Origin of the sequence: Bacillus sp. FSL M8-0063 (genome assembly GCF_038005545.1) — a bacterium.
Classification (GTDB): domain Bacteria; phylum Bacillota; class Bacilli; order Bacillales; family Bacillaceae_G; genus Bacillus_A; species Bacillus_A wiedmannii.
The window spans coordinates 2,394,136-2,417,485 of sequence record NZ_JBBOTJ010000001.1 but is presented as its reverse complement, the minus strand read 5'-3'; the positions used below and the strand labels follow the sequence as shown (position 1 = coordinate 2,417,485).

Annotated in this window: 27 protein-coding genes; 18 read left to right on the top strand and 9 right to left on the bottom strand. The window is 33.3% G+C overall.

Features of this window, described 5'->3' with window-relative positions:
• Positions 1-16 precede the first annotated feature (16 nt).
• The 3 genes from MKX31_RS12190 (at position 17) to MKX31_RS12180 (ending at position 3,110) form a co-directional block, all read left to right on the top strand.
• Positions 17-1,396: a 5'-methylthioadenosine/adenosylhomocysteine nucleosidase gene (locus MKX31_RS12190; protein WP_064475546.1), complete on the top strand. Its 1,380-nt coding sequence runs from the start codon at positions 17-19 to the stop codon at positions 1,394-1,396.
• Between the two features lie 169 nt (positions 1,397-1,565).
• On the top strand, positions 1,566-2,270 hold the full coding sequence (locus tag MKX31_RS12185) for an alpha/beta hydrolase (RefSeq protein ID WP_154131823.1): 705 nt from the start codon (positions 1,566-1,568) through the stop codon (positions 2,268-2,270).
• Positions 2,271-2,660: 390 nt separating this feature from the next.
• Positions 2,661-3,110 carry a GNAT family N-acetyltransferase gene (locus MKX31_RS12180; protein WP_340980902.1) on the top strand — a complete coding sequence of 150 codons (450 nt, stop codon included), beginning with the start codon at positions 2,661-2,663 and terminating at the stop codon, positions 3,108-3,110.
• Between the two features lie 58 nt (positions 3,111-3,168).
• Here the strand turns inward: MKX31_RS12180 and MKX31_RS12175 are convergent, their stop codons facing one another.
• Positions 3,169-3,585 (bottom strand): hypothetical protein, encoded by a 417-nt coding sequence (locus MKX31_RS12175; protein ID WP_064475544.1) that lies wholly within the window; start codon positions 3,583-3,585, stop codon positions 3,169-3,171.
• Positions 3,586-3,706: 121 nt separating this feature from the next.
• On the opposite strand from MKX31_RS12175, the gene MKX31_RS12170 reads away from it, so the two are divergent.
• The 3 genes from MKX31_RS12170 to MKX31_RS12160 all read left to right on the top strand — a co-directional run bounded on the left by MKX31_RS12170 (position 3,707) and on the right by MKX31_RS12160 (position 7,718).
• The gene (locus tag MKX31_RS12170; RefSeq protein WP_098102871.1) at positions 3,707-4,354 is read left to right on the top strand and encodes a response regulator transcription factor; all 648 of its coding nucleotides are present in this window, start codon (positions 3,707-3,709) and stop codon (positions 4,352-4,354) included.
• Complete coding sequence (locus MKX31_RS12165) at positions 4,347-5,723, top strand: sensor histidine kinase (RefSeq protein ID WP_098102870.1); 1,377 nt, start codon at positions 4,347-4,349, stop codon at positions 5,721-5,723. The genes MKX31_RS12170 and MKX31_RS12165 overlap by 8 nt, the downstream gene beginning before the upstream one ends.
• A gap of 201 nt (positions 5,724-5,924) precedes the next feature.
• Complete coding sequence (locus MKX31_RS12160; RefSeq protein ID WP_154131985.1) at positions 5,925-7,718, top strand: Xaa-Pro dipeptidyl-peptidase; 1,794 nt, start codon at positions 5,925-5,927, stop codon at positions 7,716-7,718.
• Positions 7,719-7,780: 62 nt separating this feature from the next.
• On the opposite strand, the gene MKX31_RS12155 is transcribed toward MKX31_RS12160, so the two are convergent.
• A complete protein-coding gene (locus tag MKX31_RS12155; protein ID WP_098102868.1) occupies positions 7,781-8,062 on the bottom strand; it encodes a hypothetical protein in 282 nt (93 codons plus the stop codon).
• Between the two features lie 194 nt (positions 8,063-8,256).
• On the opposite strand from MKX31_RS12155, the gene MKX31_RS12150 reads away from it, so the two are divergent.
• The 3 genes from MKX31_RS12150 to MKX31_RS12140 all read left to right on the top strand — a co-directional run bounded on the left by MKX31_RS12150 (position 8,257) and on the right by MKX31_RS12140 (position 10,092).
• On the top strand, positions 8,257-9,021 hold the full coding sequence (locus MKX31_RS12150) for a class I SAM-dependent methyltransferase (RefSeq protein WP_340980901.1): 765 nt from the start codon (positions 8,257-8,259) through the stop codon (positions 9,019-9,021).
• A 202-nt stretch (positions 9,022-9,223) separates the two neighbouring features.
• Positions 9,224-9,487 (top strand): hypothetical protein, encoded by a 264-nt coding sequence (locus MKX31_RS12145; protein ID WP_064475538.1) that lies wholly within the window; start codon positions 9,224-9,226, stop codon positions 9,485-9,487.
• Between the two features lie 374 nt (positions 9,488-9,861).
• Positions 9,862-10,092 carry a hypothetical protein gene (locus MKX31_RS12140; protein ID WP_000789031.1) on the top strand — a complete coding sequence of 77 codons (231 nt, stop codon included), beginning with the start codon at positions 9,862-9,864 and terminating at the stop codon, positions 10,090-10,092.
• A 257-nt stretch (positions 10,093-10,349) separates the two neighbouring features.
• Here the strand turns inward: MKX31_RS12140 and MKX31_RS12135 are convergent, their stop codons facing one another.
• Positions 10,350-10,781 carry a cytidine deaminase gene (locus MKX31_RS12135; RefSeq protein WP_064475537.1) on the bottom strand — a complete coding sequence of 144 codons (432 nt, stop codon included), beginning with the start codon at positions 10,779-10,781 and terminating at the stop codon, positions 10,350-10,352.
• Between the two features lie 257 nt (positions 10,782-11,038).
• On the opposite strand from MKX31_RS12135, the gene MKX31_RS12125 reads away from it, so the two are divergent.
• From MKX31_RS12125 to dltD, 7 genes are all read left to right on the top strand, one after another.
• Positions 11,039-11,629 (top strand): DJ-1/PfpI family protein, encoded by a 591-nt coding sequence (locus tag MKX31_RS12125; RefSeq protein ID WP_064475536.1) that lies wholly within the window; start codon positions 11,039-11,041, stop codon positions 11,627-11,629.
• Between the two features lie 394 nt (positions 11,630-12,023).
• The gene (locus tag MKX31_RS12120) at positions 12,024-12,380 is read left to right on the top strand and encodes an FtsB family cell division protein (protein ID WP_222655627.1); all 357 of its coding nucleotides are present in this window, start codon (positions 12,024-12,026) and stop codon (positions 12,378-12,380) included.
• A gap of 259 nt (positions 12,381-12,639) precedes the next feature.
• Complete coding sequence (locus MKX31_RS12115) at positions 12,640-12,966, top strand: DUF3870 domain-containing protein (RefSeq protein ID WP_046954146.1); 327 nt, start codon at positions 12,640-12,642, stop codon at positions 12,964-12,966.
• A gap of 154 nt (positions 12,967-13,120) precedes the next feature.
• Positions 13,121-14,182 carry a dipeptide epimerase gene (locus tag MKX31_RS12110; RefSeq protein WP_141669117.1) on the top strand — a complete coding sequence of 354 codons (1,062 nt, stop codon included), beginning with the start codon at positions 13,121-13,123 and terminating at the stop codon, positions 14,180-14,182.
• A gap of 39 nt (positions 14,183-14,221) precedes the next feature.
• Positions 14,222-15,223 (top strand): C40 family peptidase, encoded by a 1,002-nt coding sequence (locus MKX31_RS12105; RefSeq protein ID WP_064475532.1) that lies wholly within the window; start codon positions 14,222-14,224, stop codon positions 15,221-15,223.
• Positions 15,224-15,243: 20 nt separating this feature from the next.
• The gene (locus MKX31_RS12100) at positions 15,244-16,866 is read left to right on the top strand and encodes a peptide ABC transporter substrate-binding protein (RefSeq protein WP_340980900.1); all 1,623 of its coding nucleotides are present in this window, start codon (positions 15,244-15,246) and stop codon (positions 16,864-16,866) included.
• Between the two features lie 333 nt (positions 16,867-17,199).
• A complete protein-coding gene (gene dltD, locus MKX31_RS12095; protein WP_098094607.1) occupies positions 17,200-18,381 on the top strand; it encodes a D-alanyl-lipoteichoic acid biosynthesis protein DltD in 1,182 nt (393 codons plus the stop codon).
• A 39-nt stretch (positions 18,382-18,420) separates the two neighbouring features.
• On the opposite strand, the gene MKX31_RS12090 is transcribed toward dltD, so the two are convergent.
• The 3 genes from MKX31_RS12090 to MKX31_RS12080 all read right to left on the bottom strand — a co-directional run bounded on the left by MKX31_RS12090 (position 18,421) and on the right by MKX31_RS12080 (position 20,420).
• The gene (locus tag MKX31_RS12090; protein ID WP_000558703.1) at positions 18,421-18,645 is read right to left on the bottom strand and encodes a hypothetical protein; all 225 of its coding nucleotides are present in this window, start codon (positions 18,643-18,645) and stop codon (positions 18,421-18,423) included.
• A gap of 171 nt (positions 18,646-18,816) precedes the next feature.
• Positions 18,817-19,422: a DedA family protein gene (locus tag MKX31_RS12085; protein WP_064475528.1), complete on the bottom strand. Its 606-nt coding sequence runs from the start codon at positions 19,420-19,422 to the stop codon at positions 18,817-18,819.
• A gap of 233 nt (positions 19,423-19,655) precedes the next feature.
• The gene (locus MKX31_RS12080; protein WP_000447228.1) at positions 19,656-20,420 is read right to left on the bottom strand and encodes a DUF1836 domain-containing protein; all 765 of its coding nucleotides are present in this window, start codon (positions 20,418-20,420) and stop codon (positions 19,656-19,658) included.
• A gap of 259 nt (positions 20,421-20,679) precedes the next feature.
• Here MKX31_RS12080 and MKX31_RS12075 point away from each other — a divergent pair, with 259 nt between their 5' ends.
• Positions 20,680-21,129, top strand: a complete 450-nt coding sequence (locus MKX31_RS12075) for a hypothetical protein (RefSeq protein ID WP_000914488.1) — start codon at positions 20,680-20,682, stop codon at positions 21,127-21,129.
• Complete coding sequence (locus tag MKX31_RS12070; RefSeq protein WP_103655049.1) at positions 21,117-21,410, top strand: YxcD family protein; 294 nt, start codon at positions 21,117-21,119, stop codon at positions 21,408-21,410. Before MKX31_RS12075 ends, MKX31_RS12070 begins: the two co-directional genes overlap by 13 nt.
• Positions 21,411-21,450: 40 nt before the next feature.
• Here MKX31_RS12070 and MKX31_RS12065 read toward each other — a convergent pair whose 3' ends face one another.
• The 3 genes from MKX31_RS12065 to MKX31_RS12055 are packed head-to-tail and all read right to left on the bottom strand — an operon-like array spanning position 21,451 to position 23,284.
• The gene (locus MKX31_RS12065) at positions 21,451-22,686 is read right to left on the bottom strand and encodes an NAD(P)/FAD-dependent oxidoreductase (RefSeq protein ID WP_064475527.1); all 1,236 of its coding nucleotides are present in this window, start codon (positions 22,684-22,686) and stop codon (positions 21,451-21,453) included.
• The gene (locus tag MKX31_RS12060) at positions 22,683-23,015 is read right to left on the bottom strand and encodes a (2Fe-2S)-binding protein (RefSeq protein WP_064475526.1); all 333 of its coding nucleotides are present in this window, start codon (positions 23,013-23,015) and stop codon (positions 22,683-22,685) included. Before MKX31_RS12060 ends, MKX31_RS12065 begins: the two co-directional genes overlap by 4 nt.
• Positions 23,012-23,284 (bottom strand): (2Fe-2S)-binding protein, encoded by a 273-nt coding sequence (locus MKX31_RS12055; RefSeq protein WP_098103141.1) that lies wholly within the window; start codon positions 23,282-23,284, stop codon positions 23,012-23,014. Before MKX31_RS12055 ends, MKX31_RS12060 begins: the two co-directional genes overlap by 4 nt.
• Between the last annotated feature and the right edge of the window lie 66 nt (positions 23,285-23,350).

The following is a 23,350-nucleotide window of genomic DNA, read 5'->3' as shown; positions in this document are numbered from 1 at the left end:
AAAGGGGACAAGATACATGAACAGAATCGGCATTATCGGAGCAATGCAAATTGAAATAGACTTACTTTTAGAAAAACTAGCTATACAAGAGGAACAGACGATTGCGGGAATGCCTTTTTACATTGGCGAATTCATGGGAACTGAAGTGATTATTACAAGATGTGGTGTAGGAAAAGTAAATGCAGCCGCATGTACGCAAACATTAATTCATAAATTTCATGTAGATGCTATTATCAATACGGGTATTGCTGGCGGATTACACCCGGGTGTAAAAGTTGGTGATGTAGTTATTTCAACGAATGTTACCCATCATGATGTAAGTAAAACTCAAATGAAAAACTTATTCCCGTTCCAAGAAGAATTTAATGCAAGTAAGGAATTAATAGAGTTAGCACGTACAGCATGCAATAGTAGTAGTTTACATATAGAGGTTCATGAAGGAAGAATTGTCAGCGGTGAATGTTTTGTTGAAGATTCAAAACTAAAAGCGAAATTAATAGACGAATATGCGCCGCATTGTACAGAAATGGAAGGTGCAGCAATTGGACATGTTGCTTACATAAATGAAGTACCGTTTCTCGTTATAAGATGTATTTCTGACAGTGCAGACGATGAAGCGCAAGTTTCCTATGATGACTTCGCGAAAACTGCCGCAAATTATTGTTCAGAAATTATCGTGGAGATGCTGAAAAATATATCGAGTAATACTTATAGTTCAAAAGGAGAGAATGACATGTTACAAGCATTAATTTTTGATATGGACGGAACGTTATTTCAGACAGATAAAATTTTAGAATTATCGTTAGATGATACATTTGATCACTTAAGATCATTACAGTTATGGGATACGGTAACACCTATTGAAAAATATCGTGAAATTATGGGTGTGCCATTACCGAAAGTTTGGGAAGCTTTATTACCGCATCATTCTCTTAAAGTAAGAGAACAAACAGATGCATATTTTTTAGAAAGACTAATTGAAAACATTAAGAGTGGAAAAGGTGCTTTATATCCGAACGTAAAAGAAGTTTTTACATACATAAAAGAAAATAATTGTTCAATATATATTGCTAGTAATGGTTTAACTGAATATTTACGAGCAATCGTATCTTATTATTCTTTAGACCAGTGGGTTACTGAAACGTTTAGTATTGAACAAATAAACTCACTTAATAAAAGTGACTTAGTAAAAAGTATTTTGAACAAATATGAGATAAAAGAAGCAGCGGTAGTTGGGGACCGTTTATCTGATATAAATGCAGCTAAAGATAATGGCTTGATTGCGATTGGATGTAATTTTGATTTTGCACAAGAAGATGAACTTGCGCAGGCGGATTTAGTAATAGATGATTTAATGGAGCTAAAGGGGATATTGCCTACTGTGCAGAGATTATAAAGTCATTTAACAAATCATATAATATTTTAAAAATCCTTCTTCCACGAACGGAGTAGAATCATTTGTGATAAATTAGTAATAGTTTGATTTTTTTAAAAACTGAGTAGAGGATTATTAAGTGTGTGCAGTTTTTTGCCAATTCCTATATATCTTATTCCACGGAGGAAATATGCTGAAAGATAATTTTAACATTAGTAATATTCCCGCGGTTTTGTGGGGAGATAAAAGTGAAAGAGTTTTTATTGCAGTACATGGAAATATATCAAATAAGGAAGATGCAGTTATTCAAATATTAGCTGAAGAAGCTAATCAAAAAGGTTATCAAGTATTAAGCTTTGATTTACCTGAGCATGGAGACAGAAAAAATGATAATACTCCTTGCAAAGTACAGTTTTGTGTTAGTGAATTATCTATAATTATGAATTACGCAAAAGAACATTGGAAAGAAGTAAGCGTGTTTGCATGTAGTATAGGAGCTTATTTTAGCCTTTTAGCTTATCAAAATGATGTGATAGAAAAGGCATTATTTTTATCACCAGTAGTTAATATGGAACGAATTATCGAAAATATGATGAAATGGTTTAATGTAACACCAGAGCTTTTGCAAAAAGAAATGACTATAGAGACACCGATTGGTCAAAAGTTATATTGGGATTATTTATGTTATGTAAAAGAACATCCTATTAATACATGGAATACAGATACATATATTATGTACGGATCCAAGGATGAACTGTGCGAATTTGAAACTATTAACTATTTTACAAAAAAACATCGTTGTAAATTAGAAGTCATGGAGACAGGTGAACATTATTTTCATACTGAAGAACAGTTCAAGATATTTGAACAGTGGTTACACAAACATATCGATTAACAAATTATAATTTATCATGAACCTGTTAGAGAAGAATAGTGAATATATAAACTAATATTATATTTGAGAGACATTATAAATGTAAAAGTATTCACTTAAACAAACAATTGCCTTAGTTCAATAAGAATTAAACAACTTTATTAATGATTTTTTGAGTACAAATATCTTTATATGTATAGAAATTAAATAACTTTAAAGAGCTTTACCACACACTAGAGTGTAGCAAGGCTCTTATATTTTCATAATAAAATAAAACAACTATATTATCGATTTACATCTGAAGTGAAGAATACGCATGTTACGAATTGAATAAAGTAACAACCATAAAAATGCTCAGAATAAATGATTCTTGAGCATTTTTATGTATTTTCAAATTAAGGGGGAAATCACTTGAAAGATATACATATTCAACAAATAGAAGATTTAATGATATACGAACACGATTACCTTGTTCAAGAAAGCAAAGACGAAGGGTTTTATTTCCTAATAAAACTAATAAGTGAATATGAAAATAAAATAAACACATTTAATAAAAATGGTGAATGCTTATTTGGGATTTTTCAAGGGGAAAAGTTAATTGGAATAGGAGGGCTAAATGAGGATCCATATACAGAAAACAATAAGATTGGTAGGGTAAGGAGATTTTATATTTCAAAGGACAATCGTCGTGTAGGGCTAGGGAACTTGTTATTAAACCGGCTATTATCTCATTCGGAAAAGTATTTTAAAGTGGTTGTTTTACATACAGATACAAAGCAAGGCGATGCGTTTTATACTGTAAATGGATTTGTGAAGGGGGAAGTATATAAAGGATTTAGTCACTATAAAGTATTATATTAGTAAAAAAGAGACCCCAGCTTCGAAAAATAAGCTTATGAAGTCTCTTTTTGCTAATCAATTATGTTTTAACATTCATTTGTTTCAATAGTAATACAGGATCACCTTTCACATAATAAAAATGCGGGTTGTTTTCATCATCGTAAAGCATAATATAAGGCTTTTGATTAAGCGGTAGAAGAATTAGTACTTCATCAATTGTTGTATGTAACCATTGATTTGTAATAGAAACTGGTTTAGATAAAGGGATCTTTATCATGTGACCATCTTTTGGAACGACGTTTAAGTTTTTGAACGGGCCAGTAATGGATTTAGCATATTGAACAGCTTCTTTTTGGATAGCTGGATCTAAAGATTGTTTTTGAACGACCATTTCTTTTTGACAATCAAACACTTCAATTTGTTGATTTGTATTTGCGAACACATTTGTTGATAATAAGAAACAAAGAAGAGTAATGAACCCGATTTTTTTAATCATAGTACAACACCTCGTCTTTACTATACCCTTAAAAAGTTTAAATATTTTTCTGTCACATTTATGTAACAAAGAAGTTATATAATACAATTGGTTTTTGTTTAAAAGCAATGGAGGATAATGTATGAAAGTATTAATAGCAGATGATGAACAAGATATGTTAAGGATTTTAAAAGCTTATTTCGAGAAAGAAGGCTTCGAAGTTTTATTAGCGAAAGATGGAGAAGAAGCACTTCAAATATTTTATGATGAAAAAATTGATTTAGCTGTTTTAGACTGGATGATGCCGAAACATAGTGGTATTACTGTTTGTCAGGAAATAAAAAAGAACTCAAGCGTTAAAGTATTAATGCTTACGGCGAAAAGTGAAAGCGAAGACGAATTAGCGGCGCTTCAAAGTGGTGCAGATGAGTACGTAAAAAAACCATTTCATCCAGGCGTATTAATAACTAGGGCGAAAAAGCTTATACAGCATAATGATGTCATTCAAGTTCAAGATTTGAAAATAGATTTCACTAAAAATAAAGTTTATAAAAATGACAAAGAGTTAGATATTACAAAAACAGAGCTAGAATTAATAAAATGTTTTTTAAATCATAAAGGCATGATTTTAACTCGTAAAAAATTGTTAGATATCGTATGGGGATTTGACTATTTTGGAGAAGAGCGAACTGTTGATACACATGTAAGAAGATTACGTAAAAAAGTAGGAGAAAATATTATAAAGACGCATCGTGGTTTAGGATATAGTTTGGAGGAGCAGAGTGAATAAACTTGGAAAAAAGCTATTTCTCAGCATTTCTTTAACTGTTATTCTTATTTTTACAATCTCTTTATTATTAATTAACTATCTTTTACCGAAATATAATATTTACAAAACGCGAGAAAGTTTAGAAGGTATTACAGCACAAATACAGTCCATACCGAGCAAACAACTGGATGAAGCAATTACTAGTATTGAAAATAAAGGAAATGTTACGATTGCGTATACATTGATTAACAATTCGGAAGATCAAATTAATGATGAGTTACGTATGCAACTTACAAGGAAAAGGGTTGCCCTTAATAAACTTTGGATTACAAAAGAAGAAGTAATGAAAGTAAAGAACTTCGGGCAAGCGAATAAAATATATGATCAAGAAAAGATTAAATCTAGTTTTTTTGTGAAATACATTGCGAAAGACGATATGTTAATTTTGGTAGGAGTTTCGATCGCAAATTCTAATGAAGTAATAAAAACGTTAAATTCATTTTATTTTTATATTTTTGGCATTACGATTTTTCTCATTATCGTACTTGTATGGATACTTTCAACAACAATCACCAGACCATTGAAAGAATTAAGTAATGTTGCAGAAGATATTTCAAATTTGAAATTTGAACGAGCGAAAGTGAAAACAAATGATGAAATAGGGGACTTAGCTAATAGTATTAATATTATGAGTGAGAAACTACATGAAGCGCATGAAGATTTAACAGATCGAAATGAACATTTAAAACGATTTATGGGTGATGTGACGCATGAATTAAAAACTCCAATCGCATTAGTGAAAGCATATTCTATGGGAATAAAAGATGGTTTAGATGATGGTACATACATAGATACAATCATAAAACAAACTGATCACATCTCAAACCTAATTGAAGAGTTATTACGATTTTCTAAACTAGAAAGAGATGTTTTAGAAAAAGAAGAATTCGATATTAAATCACTAGTACAAAGTATATTAGATAAGCATAAGATTGAACTGGAATCGAAAGAAATTAATTTGCATGTGAACTATAATGTTGGCGATGCAGTTGTTTATGCTGATGTAAATAAAATGAGAATGGTGTTTCAAAATTTAATATCTAATGCGATAAAATATACAGCAAATCAAAATATAAAAATTACTTTAGAAAATCGAAATGAAAATATATATTTTCAAATTCAAAATGGTATGAACACTGAGCAAATGAAAGATATCGATAAAATTTGGGAACCTTTTTACGTCTTAGAATCTTCTCGCAGTAAAGACCATTCAGGTACAGGATTAGGTTTAGCGATCGTAAAAAGCATTTTAGAAAGACATGGTTTTGACTATGGAGTATCTACTATAGATGGAGAAATACGATTTTATATTGATATGAAGAATGTTTAATTCAATACTATTAGAAGCATCGTCTATTATTAGGCGATGTTTTTTATTGATTATATGAGAGCAGTAAATCATAAAATATAAACTCGAAAGCTCGTTTGAAGAGTGTTATACAAATTTTTCAAGTTGTTGCATAAAATATAAACTGAATTTTCTGTAATTTTAGTGTATAGTAAAAGGAGAAATATATGGGGAGGGAAGGGTATGGGGAAAAAGAAAATAGCAGCACTATCAGCAATATTATCTTTATCAATTACGTCAGGAGTTTCTAGTATGACTGCGTATGCAGACAGTAAAGAAACAAACTACATAAATGAGAATGATGTGAAGTTAAATGGAAATGTTTCAGAAGCGGTACGTTCAAACACGAAGATAGAATTAGAAAATGGAATGACAAAACCGATTTATTCGCTTGATGAAGCAATTATTGAAAATTTATTTGTAGAAACAGAAGTTGATAGTGATCGAGATGGAAAAAAGGATCGTGTATCAGTAAAAGTTATGCGTCCAAAAACTGATTCGAATGTGAAAGTTCCCGTTATTTATGAAATGAGTCCATATCGATCTGGCTTAAAAGATGTTCCTGTATATAATGTAGATGAAGAATTGTATGCGTATGAAGGGAAACCGTATGGAGCTGTTAATCTTGGTTCATACGGAAATTATTATGTGCCAAGAGGCTATGCAGTCATTTTAGGTGAAAGTATTGGAACTGGTAAATCAGATGGATGTCCGACTACTGGGGATGAGCAAGAAATATTAGGGACGAAATCGGTCATTGATTGGGCGAATGGACGTGCGAAAGCGTATACAGAAAATGGTGAGGAAGTTAAGGCTGATTGGTCTACAGGAAATGTAGGTATGACAGGAGTTTCTTATAATGGTACGTTACCGAATGCTGTAGCGACGACTGGTGTTGAAGGTTTAAAAACAATTATTCCAATCGCAGCGATTAGTAGTTGGTATGATTATTATCGTGCAAACGGTGCAGTCATTGCGCCAGGTGGATACCAAGGAGAAGATACTGATAATATGGCAGAAGCAGTTCTAACAAGAGAAAATCCTGAAGTTTGCGGACAAGTAATAAAAGAGTTAACAGCTGGACAAGACCGAAAAACTGGTAATTATAATGATTTTTGGGATAAACGTAATTATGTAAAAGATGCTAAAAATGTAAAAGCAAGCGTATTTGTTGTTCATGGTTTAAATGATTGGAATGTAAAGACGAAGCAGTTCGCGCAATGGTGGGATGCACTTGGAGAAAATAATGTTCCTCGTAAAATGTGGTTACATCAGGGTGGACATGGTGGAACATCAACGAATGACTGGCAAAGAACACAAAATAAATGGCTCGATTATTGGTTGTATGGAATTGAAAATGGAATTATGAATGAACCAATGGTTGATGTTCAACGTGAAAATAAAACTTGGGATAAAATAAAAAATTGGCCGGATCCAGCAGCTGTACCGTCAAAAGTTCGTATGTATTTAAGTAACAAAGCAGTTAATTTGCCATTAAGTATGGGCTCTGCAAATAAAGTTTTCTCATTCGTAGATGATGCAAAAATGAAATCAAATCAATTAATAGCAAACCCAGAATTAGAAGTAGCCAATCGATTAGTGTATACAATGCCTGTACTTCAAAAAGATACGCGTATAAGCGGTACACCAAAGATTTCAATTAGAGGAAATATTGATCGATCTGTATCAAATTTAACTGCTTTACTTGTTGATTATGGTGGAGCAAAGCCGGAAATTGTAACGAGAGGCTGGATGGATCCACAAAACTTAAAGAGTATAGAAAATTCAACAGCGATTCAACCGGGCAAAGATTATACATTTACATGGGATATGCAGCCTGATGATTATGTATTTAAAGCGGGGCATCAAATAGGGGTCATTTTAATCGCTAGTGACTATGATTATACAATTAGACCGAAAGCGGGCACGAAGCTTACAGTAAAATTAAGTGAAGTAACATTGCCGATTGTGAAATAAATAGTTATGAATAAAGAGCTTACTGCATAGTAAGCTCTTTAAACTTTGAAATGGGGAGTTTATTATGAATTTTTATTAGTAGATACAAAAATGCTTACAACAAATAAAAAAATTGCATTCATGATCAATAGACCACTAAAGGTAAGCCCAGCAAAACCTCCAGCGAATCCATCTCCTACTTTTTCACCAATTACGTGCAAAGTGGCGAAGAAAACAACGGGAGAAGAAAGTATGAAAATACCACTGGCTATTTTCCATATTCGTTGATATTTCTTTGCTATAAAGAAAATCAGTGTATTAAAAGTGATAAGAAGAAAAATAAATCCAATTAATGAATTCATCATATCCTCCTTTCAATATAATTCTGAATTTTCATATGTTCATTTTGAATGGAATATTATACAATATAATTATATTGTATGGAAAGCGAGTGATATATTATGACAGTCAGCTCTTTCGAATTTTTATTAAAAATAAAGGTGCAGGAAGATTAATTGAGTTAAAATCTTCCGTACGTATAAAACGGAGGAGAAAATAAATGTTTAGTTTTTATAGTACACTTTGCACGGAACTTTATGATTACACAAAGCCTGTCGGGTATTCTTTAAATGGTGATATTGAGTATTACGAAGAACGTTTAAAAAATGGTAGAGGAAGAATTCTCGAAGCGGCAGTCGGATCAGGGCGTGTTATCATCCCACTTCTTGAAGCTGGTTTTAAAGTGGATGGGATTGACTATTCACCTGAAATGCTAGAATCGTGCCGTATACGATGTAATGAGAGAGGCTTACATCCTCATTTGTATGAAGGAAGTTTACAACAATTTTCACTGCCGCATAAATATGAGGCAATTATCATTCCTACTGGATCCTTTTGTTTAATTGAAAATCGTGCGGATTCTATAAACGCATTGAAATGTTTTTATGAACACCTTAATCCAGGCGGGCGTTTAATCGTAGATATTATGCTTCCGCATGACTGGAAGACTGGAGAGATTCATACATCGACCTTTTCTTTGCCAAGCGGAGACGGAATTACATTAGAAAATAAATCAATTGAAATAGATTGGTTGAACCAAATTACTCTATCATATTTAAAATATGAAAAATGGAGTAAGGGACAGTTAGTACAATCAGAACTGCAACGCTTTGCGGTGCGCTGGTATGGAATAGACGAGTTTAAACTTCTGTTAGAAAGTATAGGTTTCTCTAACATTACTTGCTCGGCTGACTATGTTTATGAAAATGAACCGTCAAATGCAAATCAAATGTTTACTTTTGAAGCTATGCGAAATGAAAAATAAAGAATTATTTATGAAAATAAGGCAATCGATACTGTATCGATTGCCTTATTTCAATTGTATATTACTTACATGTTATTACGTTTTCATTGTCCAAGCATTTTTCTACTACCTACATATACTATTTATATTAAAGACAGTTACTATTTTAAATAGAATCGTTATTTTTTGTAAATGATATTTTGGAGAATTAGGGGGATAAATTTTGGGAAACGAAGCACAAGATAGAGTTGAAAATCAAGTGTATTCCAATCGTGTATTAAGATCAGAATTTGATGCGAATTGGGAAACGTGTATATCAAAAAGTGGTTATGTAATTTATGTAGCAACAAGTAACAATGCTGAAGTAATAGTACTTCTTGCAGATGGTTCAAGTAAATTACTGATTTTTGAAAAAGGCGGTAAAGTAGTAGTAGGTGGCGGTGGTACAAGTCATTACAGTAAGCCGCATATTGCAAGAAATATTTAAGGTAGAACATGATAATTGAGAAGAAGCTGGAAAACGGTTAGTCATTCATGTTTAGAGCATAATAGACTAACCGTTTTTTATTTATTTAAATCAATTTAGAATAGGTTAATTTAATACAAATACATCTGTATGACCAGCAAAAATTAGGAGGAAATTGTACGGATAAGAATTCGAAATATAATGTAAGTTTGGAAGAAATATATAAGAAATTTTAAAAAGTATTTCCTATTTCGGGAAATGCTTTTTCTATGTTATAGTATAATAGTGTTTCGAAATGATGTTATTTTAATATACTTCAAATCTTGTTGTGTATTATTTTTATATTAAATTAGTTGTGCAAGTATTTTTTTATATAAGGAGTAACAATTAGAGAAATGAAAAATATAGACTTTATACTAGAAAGTGATGAGGCATTAAAACCGTCTGAACGATTAGTACTATTATTATTAGAGAAGCATAGAATGTTATATACGAACGATCTATTGGCATTATCTAATTTATCATATAAAACATTAACAGATTCATTAACGGCCCTTGTTTTAAAATCATATGTGTTAAAGGAAACTGGTAAGGGAAGAAGACAGAATTGTTATAGATTGGTATGATAAGACTGCTGATTTTAGAGGGTCCATATTGATTTTTTTCAAATGTAAGGAGAAATTATATTTTTACTTTCAAATGAAAAACGAACCGCAATACGTACTTAAATATTTGTATTTCATTTTTGTTAATGTTAATTTCATAATTATCGAAAATAGAAAAATAAAATAAACTGCATAAAAAAGAAAAAAAACAATCCGTTTTTAAAATGGATTGTTTTTTATTGGAATAATATTATTTGATATGTTGAAAGTATGAATGATTATTCTACTTCACTTGTATACTTTTCAGGTAATAATTCCATTACGTTACATTTTACAAGTTCACCATTATAAGAAAGTATAACGTTCGTATTTTTTCCGTAATCACTTATTAATTCTCGACACATACCACATGGAGCAACAACCCAACATTTTTCTATGTCTTTATGAGGGTGCGGGTGAGCAACTGCTACAATGGTATCAAATTCATAATCGCCTTCTGAAATAGATTTTCCAATCGCCATTGCTTCACCACATACTGTTATCCTTCCAACATTCGCTTCAACATGCACTGCTGCATAAATATTACCTGTTTTAGTTCTTACAGCTGAACCGATATGATGACGGCCATATTTATATTTTTTTTCAATTACTTTTTTAGCAGCTGTAATTAAATCATAGTCTTCATTATTTAAATGCATTACTTGTAACATATCATATGTTATCCTCCGTATTAAACATGATCATAGTTATTTTGACAGAAAATTTTAATATTTAAAACAAAAGATAGGAATTAGATAGATAATATTATTATGTAAACTTTAGTTTTAACAGGAAAATATCATAATCAATAGAACATATAGAAGAAGGGATACTTAAATATTTTGAAAGATGGGGGAACAGCATTTCATATTGCATTAGCAAAAGGACATGATCACCTTTTACATTATTTAAAACAGGAAGTGAACGTATGATAAATAAATGGAGTGTAGGCATATTTTTATTTAACGAGGTAGAAGTGTTAGACTTTGCTGGGCCATTTGAAGTTTTTTCTGTAACCGAAGCGGATGAAGAAAAACCATTTACTGTCTATACAGTTAGCCAAAATGGAGAAATGATTACAGCAAGAAACGGATTAAAGGTACTGCCGGATTATAGTATTGAAGATTTACCACCAGTTGATATTTTAATCATTCCAGGTGGTAAAGGAGTTCGGGAAAATGAAGTGAAAAATGATATTATAATAAATTGGGTCCGTCAGCAAATGAAAGAAGTAAAGCTAATGACTTCAGTTTGTACGGGTGCGCTATTACTTGCGAAAGCCGGTTTACTGGAAGGCTTAAAAGCAACAACGCATTGGGCTAGTATTCAAACCTTCAAAAAAGATTTTCCGAATGTAGAAGTAATGGAGAATGTGAAATTTGTAGATGAAGGACACATTATTACATCTGCAGGTATTTCAGCTGGTATTAACATGTCATTTCATATCGTGAAAAATTTGTTAGGTGAGGAGAATGCTGAGAATACGGCAAAAAGCATGGAATATGAAATTGAATTGTAAAATAAAAAAGCCCAATTGGGGCTTTTTTATTTAGTAAAGTTTCTTAACAGGTGATCTATACTCAAAGTCTTAGTTCTAAAACAGTAATTCCAGTTTTATCGAATATACGATAATTTATCTTTTCCCTCCTTGTAAGCATGTTATAACAAGGAGAAATTTTGTGTGTGAAAAAACTCTTCTACAATAGTAGAAAAAGAATAACAGAAACTACTATTTTATGGCAGCATACATAAAAAAATGCAATGTAAATATGGAAATGTCGTCGAATGCTATCTTTAATTGGTTAATTTGTGAGATATTTTTGTGAAGGAGCTTATTTTATAAGAATAGAATTAAAGTTAGTAAGGGATTATGCCGAGGGTAGTGAAAATATATGTGTTAGGGGGATTTCATAATGAGGAAACTCAAGCGAATAAATGTTCCTAATATAGAAGAGCAACTATCACAGCCTAATGAGAAGCGAGCAATTAATAAGAAAAAACTAAGACGATTTATATTCATGTTTATATTTATTGCGGCGGCTACTTTGTACCTTCAATTTATTTTAACGAAACAACAAGAAATAATCGTAGAAAAAAAAGATACAATAACGAATCAAAAAAAACAATTGGTTTCTTTAAAGAAAAATCAGGCTTCTTTAAAGACTAACATAGAAAATTTAACAGACGATGAGGAAGAAATTTTGAAGTTTGCGAGAAAAGAATATCAGTTTTCTAAGTCAAATGAAACTATATTTGTGTTGCCGAAGTAGTGTAATAGAACAGTTAGCGATAGCTAACTGTTTTTTCATGTATGAATGGCATGGTACAAGAAACAATCACATATTGTAAACATGAAGAGTTTGAGCTGTTTTTATAGTTATGGAATATATACCGAAATAAATGTTGTTAAAATTCTGTTAATTATATTATAATACAAGGTAAGCGGATACATTTTTTAATCAACGTTGAGTTTATCACTCATGCGACTATTAAGAAAACCGTTATCCCGTATTAGAAAGGAAGATAGCTGTGTACGCTTCAAATACAATTTATGTCGTAGGGGATGCGAAAGCACCTCAAAATAATCCCATTACCGAAAAGTTTAAAAGCTATTTTGTAGCGTTTGTACTTGTTAAGGAGACTGGGGAAATTGTAGATGCAGATTGCTCAGCGACAATTGCATTAACATCTCAATTCGTTAAATATTTGTTTCTACATAAAAATATTAATGACCCACTATTAGTAACAGAAATAAAAAATAGATACTTCGGTTCGTCTCAAAAAGCACTACTTGTAGCGTTAAAAGATGCGCAGAAAAAATATAATCAAATCGCTGCTTTGTCTACACATTCCTAGACAAAATCCAGCCGTAAGAATCTTCTTATGGCTGGATTTTTTTATTTCACATTAACCTCCTACATGAAAAGCAAGCAAAGGAGGAGATGAATTGTACGTAAAAACATAATTTATTTTTAAATAGTAAGGTTCCACTTTGTTAGACAACGAAAGGATGAACAATATGAAAATCACTGATGTAAAAGTAAATCGTAGACGTGTTAATCTTCACACACCGTTTAAAACAGCGCTTCGTACCGTAACTGAAATAGAAAGTTTAGATGTATATATTCATACTGATGAAGGAATTGTTGGCAAGGGGGCTGCAACCGCAACACCCGTTATTACAGGTGATTTCGCTAACGGGATTGAAGAAGCAATAATTGGGCCGATGCGTTCCTGTTTAATTGGTCAAGATATCATTCAATTTCAGCAGTTACTACAGCACATTCAGATGAGTTGTATTGGAAACCCAAGTGCGAAAGCGGCGGTAGATATTGCTTTATATGATGTGTATTGTCAACACCAAAACGTTCCACTTTACGCATTATTAGGCGGGAAGAAAGATATTCATACAGATATTACGGTGAGTGTAGATGAGCCTTTTATTATGGCGAAAGAGGCAAAGCAACATGTAGAAAAAGGATTTCAAACTTTAAAAATTAAAGTGGGAAAATCTGCTCCTTTAGACTTAGAACGTATTGAAGCGATTCGAAATAGCGTACCAAAAAATACGACGTTACGATTAGATGCAAATCAAGGGTGGAATCCAAAAGAAGCGGTTACGATCATTAAAGAGATGGAAAATCGCAATTTAAATATTGAATTTATTGAACAACCTGTTCATGCGAAAGATTGGGATGGATTAAAGTACGTCAAAGATCATGTGCAAACGCCCATTATGGCAGATGAAAGCATATTTTCAGCGAGTGATGCATTGAAAATTGTTCAAGGAGGATATGCAGACTTAATCAATATTAAATTAATGAAATGTGGTGGTATACGTGAAGCGTGGCGTATTGCCGATATTGCTGAAACAGCTGGTGTGAAATGTATGGTCGGAAGTATGATGGAATCCTCACTTTCTGTTAGTGCTGTAGCCCATTTAGCTGCTGCACATCCTAATATTCATTACTTCGATTTGGATGCACCACTTTGGTTAATGGAAGAACCGGAAGGAATGACTTATGCGGGATCAAAGGTAAACCTTCAATCAACAGTGAATAGTAAATCTTAGGAGAAGAGACAAGTAAACTATCTTTTAAGGGGGATATGTATGAAAAAAGTAGGAACTGCATTTTTAACAACTTTATTTATATTTTCATCGTTTACATCAGTACATGCTGAAGAAAAGAAAGATAGTAAGGCGTTTATCGATGTATCTGCCGCAACACTTTGGACTGCACCTGATTCATTACGACCAATTGATGCACCGAGTGCTACAAATCCAGTTGATTTGTGGAAGTGGACGAAATCGATGACGCTTGATGAGAAACTTTGGTTAACAAATGCAAATAAATTAGAAACGCAAGCGCTATTAGGTCAAGAAGTAACGGTTGTTGATAAAAAAGGGGACTGGGTGAAAGTGCTAGTCCACGGTCAGCCAACACCGCGAAATGAAGAAGGCTACCCAGGGTGGATGCCTGAAAAACAGTTAACATATAATCAAGAATTTGCAGATAAAACAAATGAACCTTTCGTATTAGTAACGAAACCGACAGCCATTTTATATATAAATCCTTCTGAAAAACATAAATCGCTTGAAGTGAGTTATAATACGCGACTGCCGCTACTTAGTGAAGATACGATTTCATATCGCGTGTTGTTACCAAACGGACAGAAAGCTTGGCTACGAAAAAATGATGGAACGGTTTACCGTTCTCAAAATGATATTCCAACTCCGGCGGCCGATGATTTAATAAACACAGGGAAAATGTTTTTAGGATTACCGTATATATGGGCTGGTACAAGTGGTTTCGGATTTGATTGCTCTGGATTTACACATACGATTTATAAATCGCACGGTATTACAATTCCGCGAGATTCAGGTCCGCAATCGAGAAATGGAGTTGCAGTTGATAAAGAACATTTACAAAAAGGAGATTTAATCTTCTTTGCACATGATCAAGGAAAAGGCAGTGTTCATCATGTGGGGATGTATATTGGTGACGGAAATATGATTCACTCGCCGAGAGCTGAAAGATCAGTAGAGATTATACCGCTTAATACACCAGGATATATAGAAGAATACGCTGGTGCTCGTCGTTACTTACCATAAAAAGTAGAGGGGGTTTTCAAATGAAAAAAGTTGTTCGTTACTCATTAGTTAGTACTTTATTAGCCTCTTCATTTTTAGTTGGCTGCGCAAAAGAAAAAACAACGACAAAGCCGAAAGATGAGAAAAAAGTATTACAGTTATTAGAAACAGGTGAAATTCTGTCTTTACATTCAGGGAAAGTAACAGATGCGGTATCGTTTAACGTTTTAAATAACGTAATGGAAGGATTATTCCGTTTATCGAAAAATGATGAAGTGATTGAAGCTGGAGCACAAAAATATGAAGTGAGTCAAGATGGGAAAACATATACATTCCACTTACGTGATGCGAAATGGTCTAACGGAGATCCAGTAACAGCACAAGATTACGTATACGCTTGGAAGCAGCTTATTAATCCAGATACAGCTTCTCAATATGCATACATTGCGTACGATGTGAAAAATGCGGAGAAAATAAATAAAAAACAACTAGGGTTAGAGGAATTAGGAGTAAAAGCAAAGGATGATAAAACGTTCGTTGTAGAGTTAGAACATCCTGTACCGTATTTTACAAAACTACTTATTTTACCGTCCTTCTATCCAATTAACGAAAAATATGCGAAAGAACAAGGTGATAAATACGGATTAGAAGCAAATAAAGCGGTATATAACGGGCCATTTACATTATCGGAGTGGAAGCATGAAGCGAGTTTTACAATGAAGAAAAACGATAAGTATTGGGATAAAAAAGAAGTGAAGCTAGATGAAATAAACTATCAAATTGTAAAGGAAATTTCAACTGCGGTAAATTTATATGAAACAGATAAAGTGGATAGAGCTGTCATTTCTACAGAATTCGTCGATAAATATAAAAATAATAAAGAGCTAAAACAATATACAGATCCGGTTATGTACTTCTTCCGATTCAATGAAAATGTACCTATTCTTAAAAATAAAAACGCAAGGCTTGCGCTAAGTACAGTGTTTGATAAGAAAGGACTTGCGAATTCATTTTTAAATGATGGTTCGGTTGCTGCTAACTATTATGTACCAAAAGGATTTTTAAAAGGTACAGATAAAAAAGATTTTAGAAGTACAGCAGGTGAGTTTAATAAAACTGATGTAAAACAGGCGAAAGAATATTGGGAAAAGGCGAAGCAAGAGACTGGTACAAATGAAGTGACGCTTGAGTTATTAAACTATGACTTAGAAAACTTCAAAAAAGTAGGAGAATACATTAAAGAAGAGCTAGAGAAAAACTTACCAGGCTTAAAGGTAAATGTAAAATTACAACCACATACGCAAAAACTGGCGTTAGAGAAGAAGAAGGAATACGAAATGTCATTATCACGCTGGTTACCAGATTATCCAGATCCAATGACTTATTTAGAAGTATTCCTTTCTGGAAGCAGTGTGAACAATACAGAATATGCAAACCCAGATTACGATGCGTTAATTAAGAAGATTAAAACAGAATTAGGTAATGATGAAAAAGCTCGTTGGAAAGCAATGCAAGATGCTGAGAAAATATTACTCGATGATGCAGTAATTGCACCGGTATTCCAGCGCGGATTATCATACTTACAAAAGCCGCATGTGAAAGATTTATATGTACATCAATTCGGTCCAGCTACAAGTTTAAAATGGGCAGATGTGCAGAAATAAAATTATGGAGAAACAGACTTCACGTATGTGATTGTCTGTTTTTTTGTACAGTTTCAAATGTATAGACATTTTATATATTTTTTCATGTCTTAAAAATAAAATTATTAGTAAAATTCCAGTGTGAAATTTATGTAGAATCTTGTATAATTAACGTGTTTCTATGGAAACATTTTCTTGTGCTATTTATATAGGACTTAATAGAACAAGGAAAGAAATACATACATGTATATAATAGATAAATAGAATGGAACATGTAAAGAGAAAAAGGAGAGAAATGATGGCGTGTCAAAAACAAGGGTTACAATTTAATAGCGATAGAAAGAGGAAGAGACGATGAAAATGAAGCATGCTTTTGGTCCCATAATTTTAGCGTGTGTGCTTTTTTTCATTATCATACTCATTCCATCGAAAAGTTTAGTATCACTTATTAGTGATAAAAAGGTAGAAGATGCGGCAACTTCCTTACAAAAAGAAAAATTGCAAAGTGTTTTCTTGCAGCAAAAAATGTTAGAGAATTCGCAGTATTTACCGATGTATGGTTCATCTGAATTTTTACGAATGGATGCATATCATCCGTCTAATTACTTTAAAGTAAATCCCGCAGGTTTTACGCCATATTTAATGGGAATTGGCGGTACGCAAAGTTTAGCTCATATATTGAATATGACGTCTACGATGGATGGATTAGAAGGTAAAAAAGTAGTCTTTGTTTTATCGCCACAATGGTTTACAAAGACAGGGGTATCACAGGGGGATTTCACTAACAATTTCTCTAAACAACAAGCATATCATTTTATTTTTAATGATGAAATAAATACTGAAATGAAGAAGCAAATTGCGAAACGACTATTAGACTATAAAGTTGTTCAAAAAGATGATATATTAAAAAATTCATTAGAAGGTATTGTATATAATGATACGAAACATAACATAAAAGCAGGTTTAGTCAAACCGCTTGCTTATATGCATCGAAATATTTTAGATCATAGAGATGTATTTAACTCTTTATTTAAGATTGAACCGATGAAAGAAAAAACAAATATAGGACTACGTTCAATTTCTTGGGTAGATGCACGTAAACATGCGGAGGAAGAAGGGAAATTGGAATCTACTACAAACACATTCGGAATTGAAAATCCGTATTACTATAAACATAATTTGAAGAAAAAATTAAAAGGTTTAAAAAACTTTAGAGCAAATGAATCATATGAAGAATCACCAGAATATGATGACTTACAAATTGTTTTAAATATATTTAAAGAGAAAAATGTTAAGCCACTATTCATTTCTGTACCTGTAAATGGACCGTGGTATGATTACGCTGGTTTCCCTAAAGAACGCCGCGAAGTGTATTATAAAAAAGTTCGGGAACAAGTTGAGAAAGCAGGATACCCAGTAGTTGATTTTTCTGGCCATGAATATGATAAGTATTTCTTAAAAGATACAATTCATTTAGGTTGGAAAGGCTGGATTTACTTTGATGAAGCAGTGCATAACTTTTATACTGAAAAATAAGTGTGGAGAAAAAGGAACGGCTATAAGCTGTTCCTTTTTTTAGTACAGAGGATTTTGATGTGGGCAATTCGGAAAGGCATGTATATCTTGAATTTGTCTAAAATCATAATGCTTCATTGCGAATTGAGCTTGATAAAGGTATTCATACACATATAATTGACCATCATGTGCTGAACATAATACACCAGAAGTTCCTTGCCCATTTATGAAAGAAATACCGATAGGGCGTCCGATTAAGTATTGTATTTTTTGTTGCCAATGCATAGGGAAATCACTCCTTTTTGAGATAATATACGAAATGGACGAGTGAATTGTTGCTTATCCATGTAAATGTTAAACTGAGGGGTTTTCTTGTGATTTCTCAAGATTAGTCAATTTAAACATAAAAAACCGCTATAGTTCGTAATGAATATATAGCGGTTTTTATTTATTATCTTAAGCAAGATTTTTACGTTTTTTTGTCCATTTTTTAATGATGAAGTATAAAAGAACGAGTATGACACCGCCAATTGCGAATGATTTCACATATGGCCCAGCAATATCATTAATATTCTCCCAATTTTGACCTAGTTTTTCACCTAAATAAATGAAAATGATAGACCAAGGGATGATTGCAAGTGCTGTTAATGTAGTGAAACGTAATAATGGCATTTTTGTAATACCAGCAGGAATTGAAATCGCATGACGTACTACTGGAATAAAGCGTGCAGTGAAAATTACACCAGTCCCGTAACGGTTAAACCAATCTTCAGCTGCATCTATATGTTTTTTATGAATGAAAATATATTTTCCGTATCGTTCTAATATAGGTCGTCCACCGTATCGTCCAAGCCAATAAATAAAGATTTGAGCAATAACGCCGCCAATTGTACCGAATACAACGGCGCCTACAAATGAGATACTACCATTGAATACTAAGAATCCCGCATAAGCAAGGACGATTTCACTTGGAATAATCTCAATCATTAGACCAAGCATAATGCCCCAATAACCTAATCCTTCAAAAAATGTTAATACTGAATGAATAAAACTACTTACCATTGTTGCACCTTCTAGTTTATGTATTTTTGAATAAATGTCCCTTTATTTAACAATGTAAAAGGTTCACTATATGTAGATTATACCTTATTTATATAGGGGATTGCTATTTCAATTCTTTTATGTCTCTCATAAGTATTATAGTGAAGGATATAAGCCCAGTTTTCATGAAGAGATAATGAAAAAATTATTAAAAATTTCTCATAAAAAATAGAAGCATTGCTGCTCCTATTTTTTTACGGTTTCACTTCTAAATTTTGTAAAAATAAAGTTGCTGTTACGTAACGTTTCGCTAACATTTGTACATAAGCGGTATGTACAGAAAGTGTCGCAATAATAATAGCGTTACGAATTGCTTCACGTTGTTCGTTGTTAACCTGATCGAACTTGCTTGCGATTTTATCAGCTTTTTCTTTTACGATGTTTTCAATTGTATGAACTGTATCTGTTGCATTTAGTTGTAAGCAATTCCCTTGATTGAGTTCTTCAAATAGGGAAGAGTATGCTCCATATAAATGAACAGGATTGATTAAGTCATCACTTCGATCGGCTGGGTCATTTACGATAAGGCGTAATAGCTTACGAATGGATTCAAAATCAAGTGCTGTTTTTAAATCTTCGACAATGAATAGTAAGGCTGCTTGTTCAATTGAATATTTTTTCCCTTTTTGAGGGGAGCCAATCATTTCTTTAATATCTCGTTTTACCCAGTTTTGCATGGCCGTTACTGAGAAACTTGTATTTTCAATCTGATTTCCAAGCGCAACTATTTCATTTAATGAAAAACCGACGTCTGTATCATCAATTTTAATCAGTTTTTCAAAAATAGGTGAAAGTGCGGTAGTAATAAAAGCAGTTACGCTTTGTCCGCTTTCAATATCTTTTTTATGTGACTTTGCCCACGCTTCTTGTAAAATACCGAGAGGCTTTTTCGTATTCCATCCTCTTAAAGATAGAAGAAGGGTAGCCATTTCGTTTCGTGTGAGATGAAATGTTTCCATCTTTTCACCTCCAAAAATATTAAAAAGTTCTTATGAACCTATAATATGTTTTGTTTTATTTAAAGTCAATTCTGTTTTGCTTAATTTTTCCTTTGTCACCAAACTGTTGTAAGTAAATAAAGCTTGCATATTTCGACAAAAGTTCATATAATAAGTTCATAAGAACCTTTAAAATGTTTTTAAAAACAAATCTATCATTCTGAATTTACTAGAAAGGTAGATTTCACATATATCTATATAAAAGGAGAATGGATATAATATGTTGAAAAAACTTGTAGCAGTCATGACAGCATTCATGGTTATCTTTGGAGCTAGTAGCTTCATGTTTGTAGATCACGCAGCAGCGAAGAGTTACAAATCTGGTAAAAAATCATACACACCAAGTTCTGGTCAAAAGTCAAAAGTTGATTTGAACAAAAAAGATACTAACGTGAATTCACAAAAAACAACAACAGATTCAAAAAACAAAGCAACAAACACAGCACCAAAAAGTAATAAAGGAAGCTTTATGAAAGGTTTATTACTAGGTGGTCTTGGTGGTTTACTAATGGGTAGCTTATTTGCAAATATGGGAGCTCTTGGTTCTGTATTAGCGTTTATGGTAAATATGTTAGTAATGGCTGGTATCGTAATGTTAGCAGTTCGTGCATTTAAATACTTCAAAGATCAACGTAAGAAAAAGGCAGATGAAGTAGCATGGAAACAATAAAAATTTCTGAACAAGAATTAATAAATGCACTTTGCGTATATATCGCTGAAAAAAGACAAGTCGGTCCAGAAGAAGTTTTAGTTGAATTAATGTATGACGATGACTATGGTTTCTCTGCTGAAGTAGAGGTAAATGGTCGCAAACAAATTTTAATTCAAGCGAACTTAATCGAAGCACTACGCTTATTGCTTGATAGAGAATATAATGTCAATTCATTTGCAGCAAGGTTACAACTTGAATTAGACGATGAAGAAGGCATTTACGCATTAGCAAAGTTTTAATAACTCAAATGAGTAGAAAAAAGAGCTGTTGAGAGTAATCTCAGCAGCTCTTTTTAGTATGTGCATATGCTAGGGAATAATCACGCCAAATTTCATTCATTTTCCGTCTACCGACATCAATCATCGGGTTAAATTGAATGGCAGCTTGTTGTCGTACGGTATGTACATGTTGGATCGCCTGTTGCAAGTGTAGTTCAACCGAATGGGATTTTGTATTTGCTTGTTTTACGATTGAATATCCAGCAACAGTTCCTTGTGCCATAGCGATTTTTCCGCTTTCAATGCCAGCTATATTGCCGGCTACAAATAAACCGGTAAGAGGGGTTTCCATCGTTTCGGAATGGAGAGGAACGTGCCCGCCTAATTCCGGAATGTAACGGAAAGGACAACCAGCTACAGCGGCTAGCTCAGCAAGAGGGTATAAGCCACCGGCAATACAAACGAAGTCTGCCTCATATATTTGTTCCGATCCAGTTATGATGTTTCCTTTCGTATCAATAGTAGCAACGCGTACACCTTTAACTTGATCTGTACCGATAATTTCAAGAGCTGCTTTTCGAAGGTGAAGCGGTGTGCCATTTATTTTCATACCGTTATTTGGATAGAAGTTTAATCCAGCTTGTTTCGCCCAATTATATTTCATCAATCGACTACCTATACGTAATAAAGGCGAAGGGGCAAGGTGTGCAGCATGTAATAGAGAGTTTAAAACTTCTTCTGGTTCACCAGCCTTTTGACTTAATTCACTTTTTTCAGGAAGTACGATATGTTCCACTTTAATACCTGCTAATTGTAATTCATTTAAAATAGCGAAGGACAAAATGTTAGCACCAATGATTACTCCTTTTCGCCCAACTTGAACGCGATGTACATTTGTCATTACTTGGGCTGCCCCGATTGACATGACTCCTGGAAGTGTCCAACCAGGAAGGGGAATGGAGTATTCAGCAGCGCCAGTAGCAAGTAAAACGAACGGTGCTTCTAACGTACCGATATTCGTATGTACGAACCAAGAACTTTCATCTTTATCTAAATTATAGACGGAAATGCCGCATCGAATATCAACTGAAAGTGATTTTGCTTCTTCGTGAAGGCGTTTTGATTCTTCTATTCCGTTCCACCATTCTCCAGTAGGTTCTTGATGTAATTGTCCGAGCAACCTTCCGCCAGGCTTCATAAATTCATCAATAACAAGTACATTTAGTCCAAAATGAGCACAAGAGATGGAGGCTGACAAACCTGCTGGTCCAGCTCCGATAATAATGACATCGTTCATCGCTTTTTCACCATCTCTCTCACGATATTTGGATGCTGTTTGCCGCTATCAACTACCATATCTTTTTCAACAACAGTTAAGCATGCTCGTACGTTCGTTTGATTGTTTACTGTCACGCGGCATTCAGAACAATGCCCGATATTACAGTAAATACCTCGCGGTGTTCCGCTATCTTCATGCACTCTTAAAGTTCTTATTCCGTTTGCAAGTAAAGCCGCCCCAATCGTTTCATGTTCATAGGCTTCATACTGTTGCCCGTTAAATTGGAAAGTGATGCGCTTCCTACTATTTAAACTTCCTAAAATAGGGTGATGTGTAATTCTATTCATTGATTTTCACCTACCGCTCCAAAGGTAACTGCGCGAACTGGTGGTTGATATTTTAATGGAATTTCATTAGTGTTTACGTCGGGATTTGCACTTTCAATCATTCGATCTATCATCATTCTACATGTGCGGCCACTGCAAAATCCCATGCCAGCACGTGTTCTTAGTTTTAATTCTCTTGCCGAGCATTTATATGCAGCAATTGTCGATTGAAGTTGTCCGTATGTAACTTCTTCACATCGACAAACAATTAAGTGATCTTTATTCGTCATATGTATTCCTCCTCTAGTTCGGTTTGCACAAATTATTATGCAAAAACTATGCCAAAATAGAGAAGG

Bases quoted from the DNA above. Each gene is read 5' to 3' on its own strand.
- MKX31_RS12065 (WP_064475527.1), bottom strand. From the start codon at position 22,686: ATGAACGATGTCATTATTATCGGAGCTGGACCAGCAGGTTTGTCAGCC.
- MKX31_RS12080 (WP_000447228.1), bottom strand. From the start codon at position 20,420: ATGGAAACATTTCATCTCACACGAAACGAAATGGCTACCCTTCTTCTA.
- MKX31_RS12155 (WP_098102868.1), bottom strand. From the start codon at position 8,062: ATGATGAATTCATTAATTGGATTTATTTTTCTTCTTATCACTTTTAAT.
- MKX31_RS12060 (WP_064475526.1), bottom strand. From the start codon at position 23,015: ATGAATAGAATTACACATCACCCTATTTTAGGAAGTTTAAATAGTAGG.
- MKX31_RS12070 (WP_103655049.1), top strand. From the start codon at position 21,117: ATGGAAACAATAAAAATTTCTGAACAAGAATTAATAAATGCACTTTGC.
- MKX31_RS12105 (WP_064475532.1), top strand. From the start codon at position 14,222: ATGAAAAAAGTAGGAACTGCATTTTTAACAACTTTATTTATATTTTCA.
- MKX31_RS12055 (WP_098103141.1), bottom strand. From the start codon at position 23,284: ATGACGAATAAAGATCACTTAATTGTTTGTCGATGTGAAGAAGTTACA.
- MKX31_RS12150 (WP_340980901.1), top strand. From the start codon at position 8,257: ATGTTTAGTTTTTATAGTACACTTTGCACGGAACTTTATGATTACACA.
- dltD (WP_098094607.1), top strand. From the start codon at position 17,200: ATGAAAATGAAGCATGCTTTTGGTCCCATAATTTTAGCGTGTGTGCTT.
- MKX31_RS12140 (WP_000789031.1), top strand. From the start codon at position 9,862: ATGAAAAATATAGACTTTATACTAGAAAGTGATGAGGCATTAAAACCG.
- MKX31_RS12120 (WP_222655627.1), top strand. From the start codon at position 12,024: ATGAGGAAACTCAAGCGAATAAATGTTCCTAATATAGAAGAGCAACTA.
- MKX31_RS12110 (WP_141669117.1), top strand. From the start codon at position 13,121: ATGAACAATATGAAAATCACTGATGTAAAAGTAAATCGTAGACGTGTT.
- MKX31_RS12135 (WP_064475537.1), bottom strand. From the start codon at position 10,781: ATGTTACAAGTAATGCATTTAAATAATGAAGACTATGATTTAATTACA.
- MKX31_RS12075 (WP_000914488.1), top strand. From the start codon at position 20,680: ATGTTGAAAAAACTTGTAGCAGTCATGACAGCATTCATGGTTATCTTT.
- MKX31_RS12160 (WP_154131985.1), top strand. From the start codon at position 5,925: ATGGGGAAAAAGAAAATAGCAGCACTATCAGCAATATTATCTTTATCA.
- MKX31_RS12175 (WP_064475544.1), bottom strand. From the start codon at position 3,585: ATGATTAAAAAAATCGGGTTCATTACTCTTCTTTGTTTCTTATTATCA.
- MKX31_RS12190 (WP_064475546.1), top strand. From the start codon at position 17: ATGAACAGAATCGGCATTATCGGAGCAATGCAAATTGAAATAGACTTA.
- MKX31_RS12085 (WP_064475528.1), bottom strand. From the start codon at position 19,422: ATGGTAAGTAGTTTTATTCATTCAGTATTAACATTTTTTGAAGGATTA.
- MKX31_RS12170 (WP_098102871.1), top strand. From the start codon at position 3,707: ATGAAAGTATTAATAGCAGATGATGAACAAGATATGTTAAGGATTTTA.
- MKX31_RS12125 (WP_064475536.1), top strand. From the start codon at position 11,039: ATGATAAATAAATGGAGTGTAGGCATATTTTTATTTAACGAGGTAGAA.
- MKX31_RS12185 (WP_154131823.1), top strand. From the start codon at position 1,566: ATGCTGAAAGATAATTTTAACATTAGTAATATTCCCGCGGTTTTGTGG.
- MKX31_RS12100 (WP_340980900.1), top strand. From the start codon at position 15,244: ATGAAAAAAGTTGTTCGTTACTCATTAGTTAGTACTTTATTAGCCTCT.
- MKX31_RS12090 (WP_000558703.1), bottom strand. From the start codon at position 18,645: ATGCATTGGCAACAAAAAATACAATACTTAATCGGACGCCCTATCGGT.